The 4,539-nt window shown below is 66.0% G+C and carries 5 protein-coding genes and 1 pseudogene; all 6 read right to left on the bottom strand.

Annotated features, from left to right (window positions below; all coding sequences use genetic code 11):
* Nucleotides 1–23 precede the first annotated feature (23 nt).
* Complete coding sequence (locus ACOJSF_RS00230; protein ID WP_420140234.1) at nt 24–845, bottom strand: cytochrome c oxidase subunit 3; 822 nt, start codon at nt 843–845, stop codon at nt 24–26.
* 39 nt (nt 846–884) lie between these two features.
* Entirely contained in the window at nt 885–1,442 is a 558-nt protein-coding gene (locus ACOJSF_RS00225) for a cytochrome c oxidase assembly protein (protein ID WP_420140233.1), read from the bottom strand.
* Nucleotides 1,442–1,564, bottom strand: coding sequence for a hypothetical protein (locus ACOJSF_RS00220; protein WP_420140232.1), 123 nt, complete (start codon nt 1,562–1,564; stop codon nt 1,442–1,444). Before ACOJSF_RS00220 ends, ACOJSF_RS00225 begins: the two co-directional genes overlap by 1 nt.
* Nucleotides 1,561–2,469, bottom strand: a complete 909-nt coding sequence (locus tag ACOJSF_RS00215) for a heme o synthase (protein ID WP_420140231.1) — start codon at nt 2,467–2,469, stop codon at nt 1,561–1,563. The genes ACOJSF_RS00220 and ACOJSF_RS00215 overlap by 4 nt, the downstream gene beginning before the upstream one ends.
* Before the next feature lie 103 nt (nt 2,470–2,572).
* On the bottom strand, nt 2,573–4,249 hold the full coding sequence (gene ctaD, locus ACOJSF_RS00210; protein WP_420140230.1) for a cytochrome c oxidase subunit I: 1,677 nt from the start codon (nt 4,247–4,249) through the stop codon (nt 2,573–2,575).
* 11 nt (nt 4,250–4,260) lie between these two features.
* Nucleotides 4,261–4,539 (bottom strand): annotated as a pseudogene (locus tag ACOJSF_RS00205) (cytochrome c oxidase subunit II); the annotation flags it as partial.

Below are 4,539 nucleotides of genomic sequence, written 5' to 3'. Positions count from 1 at the left end.
CTAATGATCACCGTCCGGGCGGATCAGCCCGCGTGGATCGGAGCGCCCCAGCCACCCCAGACATAGATGGCGAAGAAGAGGAACAGCCACACGACGTCGACGAAGTGCCAGTACCACGCGGCCGCCTCGAAGCCGAAGTGCTGACGCGGCGTGAAGTGGCCCTTGTACGCGCGGACCAGGCAGACCGCGAGGAACACCGTGCCGACGAACACGTGGAAGCCGTGGAAGCCGGTCGCCATGTAGAAGGCGGCGCCATAGTTGATCCCCTTGAAGGGGAACGGCGCGTGCATGTACTCGTAAACCTGGATGAAGCTGAAGAACACGCCGAGAGCGATCGTCAGCCACAGGCCCTTGATCAGGCCGTCGCGGTTGCCGTGGATCAGCGAGTGGTGCGCCCAGGTGACGGTGCAGCCCGAGCAGAGCAGGATCAGGGTGTTGAGCAGCGGGAAGGCGAACGGATCGATCACCGTCAGCCCCTTGGGCGGCCACACGCCGCCGACCGCGTCCACGGTCGAGGGGAAGAGCGAGAAATCGAACCACGCCCAGAACCAACCGACGAAGAACATCACCTCCGACGCGATGAACAGGATCATGCCGTAGCGCAGGTGCAGCCCGACGACGGGCGTATGATCGCCGGCATGCGCCTCGCGGATCACATCCGACCACCAGCTGAACATCGTGAACAGGACGCCCGCCAGCCCGGCGAAGAACACCCAGCCGCCATATGCCGCGCTGTGCATCCACATGATCGCGCCCGACTCCATCACCAGCGCCGCCATCGAACCCAGCAGCGGCCAGGGGCTCGGCGGCAGGATGTGGTAATCGTGGCTCTTGGCACCGGCCATTCTGATGCATCCCCTCGTTATGGCTGTTTAACGGCGATCCTAGCCCGGTGTTTCGCCCGACGCTACCGGGAAGAACGTATAGGACAGCGTGATCTCGCTGATGTCACGCGTGTCGGGGTTCTTGGCGAAGCCGGGATCGACGTAGAAGACCACCGGCATCCGCACCCGTTCCCCCGGACGCAACGTCTGTTCGGTGAAGCAGAAGCACTGGATCTTGGTGAAATATTGCCCGGCCTGCGGCGGCGAGACGTTGAACGCGGCGCTGCCCGTCACGGTCTTGTCGCTGAGGTTGGTCGCGGTAAAGAACGCCATCTGCCGCGCGCCGACGGCGACGCGCATCACGCGCCGTTCGGGTTCGAACCGCCAGGGCAGCTTGGGCGACACATTGCCGTCGAACCGGACGTCGATCAGCGTGCCGACCGCCCCCGGCGCCTCGGCCACCAGATCGCGGCGGGCGGTGCCGTTGAAGCCGGTCGCCTGGCAGAACAGGCGGTAGAGCGGCACGCTGGCGAAGCCGAGCGCGGTCATCCCCGCCACGAGAAGCAGCATCAGCAGCCCCGTGCGCCGCTTGGCGCGATCGATCGGGCGCGACGCCATCAGCCCATCCGCACGATCGTGATCGCAAAGAACAGGATGGCGAGACCACCCAGCGCCAATGCCATAACGCGCGCCCGCGCCCGTTGCCGGCGGCGATATTCGCGTTCGAATTCGGGGGTCATGCCGCGATCATCCGGTCGACCACCAGCGCGCCGAACAGCACGAAGAGGTAGAGGATCGAAAAGCGGAACAGCGCGCGCTCGGGCCGCATCAGCTGTGGATCGGTCTCGCCGCTGCGCGCGATGCGCACGGCGAGCAGCAGGAACCAGCCCGACAGCAGGGTGGCGGTGATGCCGTAAAGCGCGCCCGCGAGCCCGAGCGGCCAGGGCGCCACCGCCGCCGCAACCATCGGAAAGGTGTAGAGCAGCACCTGACGACGCGTCGCCTGCGTCCCCGCGACGACGGGCAGCATCGGCACGCCGGCGGCGGCATAATCGGTCCGCACAAACAGCGAGAGCGCCCAGAAATGCGGCGGCGTCCACAGGAAGATCAAGGCGAACAGCAGCACGGGCAGCAGGCCGACCTGTCCGGTCGCCGCCGCCCAGCCGATCAGCGGGGGAAAAGCGCCCGCCGCGCCGCCGATCACGATGTTCTGCGGCGTGCGCCGCTTGAGCCAGACGGTGTAGATCAGCACGTAGAACAGGATCGACCCGGCGAGGATCGCCGCCGCGAGCAGGTTGACGGCGAGCCCCATCACCAGCACCGCGCCGACGCCCAGCGCGACACCGAAGTGGAGCGCGGACTGGCGTTCCATCCGTCCCGCCGGCAGCGGCCGTCCGCGCGTGCGCTTCATGTGCACGTCGAGATCGGCCTCGTACCACATGTTGAGCGCGCCCGAGGCGCCGGCGCCGACCGCGATGCACAGGATCGCGGTGAAGCCGATGACGGGATGGATCGAGACCGGCGCGGCGAGCATGCCGCACAGTGCCGTGAAGACGACCAGCGTCATCACGCGCGGCTTCGTGAGCGCGAGGAAGTCGCGCCAGTCGGCGGGCAGCGCCGGGGTCCAGGGCACGGCGGTCGTCATGCGGGCGATCCTAAAGCCTTGGTCCGATTCCACAAAGTCGCCAGCCCCGAGGACATCGTGCCCCGGATGCGCGCCGCGATCGCCGCATCCGGGGCAACGTGCATCAATCGATGCGCGGGAGCTGTTCGAACTGGTGATAGGGCGGCGGGCTGGACAGCGTCCATTCGAGCGTGGTGGCGCCCTCGCCCCACGGATTATCCTCCGCCTTGCGGCCGGCGAACAGCGACCAGATCACGTTGACGAAGAAGATCACCATGCCCGCCGCCATGATCTCGTAGCCGTGCGTAGCGAGCGCGTTCCACCGCGCGAACGCGTCGGGATAGTCGGGATAGCGGCGCGGCATGCCCTGCAGCCCGAGAAAGTGCATTGGGAAGAACAGGATGTTCACGCCGACGAAGAACACCCAGAAATGGAGCTGGCCGAGCAACTCGTTATACATCCGGCCCGACATTTTCGGGAACCAGTAATAGAAGCCGGCGAACAGGCTGAACACCGCGCCCAGGCTGAGTACGTAGTGGAAGTGCGCCACCACGTAATAACCGTCCTGGAAGTAGTTATCGATGCCGCCATTGGCGAGCAGCACGCCCGTGACGCCGCCGACCGTGAACATGAACAAGAAGCCCAACGCCCATAGCATCGGCGTCTTGAAGGACAGCGATCCTTCCCACATCGTCGCGATCCACGAGAAGATCTTGATGCCGGTCGGCACCGCGATCACCATCGTCGCGGCGGTGAAGTACATCTTCGTGTTCACGCTGAGGCCGGTGGTGAACATGTGGTGCGCCCACACGATGAAGCCCACCACGCCGATCGCGACCATGGCGTAGGCCATGCCGAGATAGCCAAACACCGGCTTGCGGCTGAACGTCGCGATCACGTGGCTGATGATGCCGAAGCCCGGCAGGATCATGATGTAGACTTCGGGGTGGCCGAAGAACCAGAACAGGTGCTGGTACAGCACCGGATCGCCGCCGCCGCTCGCGTCGTAGAAGGTCGTGCCGAAATTGCGGTCGGTCAGCAGCATTGTGATCGCCGCCGCCAGCACCGGCAGCGAGAGCAGCAGCAGGAACGCCGTCACCAGCACCGACCAGGCGAAGAGCGGCATCTTGTGCAGCGTCATGCCCGGCGCGCGCATGTTCAGGATGGTTGTGATGAAGTTGATCGCGCCCAGGATCGACGACGCGCCGGCGAGGTGAAGCGACAAGATCGCCATGTCGACCGCCGGCCCGGTCGAGCCGCTGGTCGACAGCGGCGCATAGGCGGTCCAGCCGATGCCCGCGCCCGGCCCGGTGCCGCCCGAGACGAAGCTGGAGCCGAGCAGCAGCACGAACGCCGGGATGAGCAGCCAGAAGCTGATATTGTTCATGCGCGGGAAGGCCATGTCCGGCGCGCCGATCATGATCGGCACGAACCAGTTGCCGAACCCGCCGATCATCGCCGGCATGACCATGAAGAACACCATGATCAGGCCATGCGCGGTGATGAGCACGTTCCACAGGTGGTAGGCCTGGTCGATCGTGCCCGGCCCGTGCAGGAATTCGTACCACGTGCCGAGATACTGGATGCCGGGCTCGGCCAGCTCGACCCGCATCAGGCCCGAAATGGTCCCGCCGATGATGCCCGCGATGATCGCGAAGATCAGGTAGAGCGTGCCGATGTCCTTGTGATTGGTGGACATAAACCAGCGCGCGAAGAAGCCCGGCTTGTGATCGGCATCGTGATGATGCTCGTGGCCGTGATCAGCCTGAAACTGGCTGGGATGGGCGGCGATATCGGTCATCGGTCAGGCCTTCAGTTCTGCGCGACGGCAGGCTGGGAGTCGGTGGTCGGCTGCTCGGTCGTGCCCGGCACCGCCGCGTCGGCCGCGACGGCATCGCCCGCGGGCGTGCCGGCGGTCGCGGGCGAGGTCGGGCTGGTCGCGTCGGGGTTGGCGGCCGGCTTGGCACCCGGCATCGTCCCGCCCTTGAACGCGATCCTGCGCGCGAACTGCGCAGGGGGCACGACCTCCACAGCTATCTGCATATAAGCGTGGCGCGCGCCGCTCTGCTCCGAACACTGGCCGAAATAGAC

Origin of the sequence: Sphingomonas sp., assembly GCF_048594985.1 — a bacterium.
In the GTDB taxonomy this organism is placed as follows: domain Bacteria; phylum Pseudomonadota; class Alphaproteobacteria; order Sphingomonadales; family Sphingomonadaceae; genus Sphingomonas_I.
Note: the sequence above shows the minus strand (reverse complement) of the source record. Positions and strands in the feature narration are given on the sequence as shown.

Excerpts from the sequence above, each read along its gene's own strand:
- ACOJSF_RS00230 (WP_420140234.1), bottom strand. The coding sequence starts at position 845 with ATGGCCGGTGCCAAGAGCCACGATTACCACATCCTGCCGCCGAGCCCC.
- ACOJSF_RS00225 (WP_420140233.1), bottom strand. The coding sequence starts at position 1,442 with ATGGCGTCGCGCCCGATCGATCGCGCCAAGCGGCGCACGGGGCTGCTG.
- ACOJSF_RS00220 (WP_420140232.1), bottom strand. The coding sequence starts at position 1,564 with ATGACCCCCGAATTCGAACGCGAATATCGCCGCCGGCAACGGGCGCGG.
- ACOJSF_RS00215 (WP_420140231.1), bottom strand. The coding sequence starts at position 2,469 with ATGACGACCGCCGTGCCCTGGACCCCGGCGCTGCCCGCCGACTGGCGC.
- ctaD (WP_420140230.1), bottom strand. The coding sequence starts at position 4,249 with ATGACCGATATCGCCGCCCATCCCAGCCAGTTTCAGGCTGATCACGGC.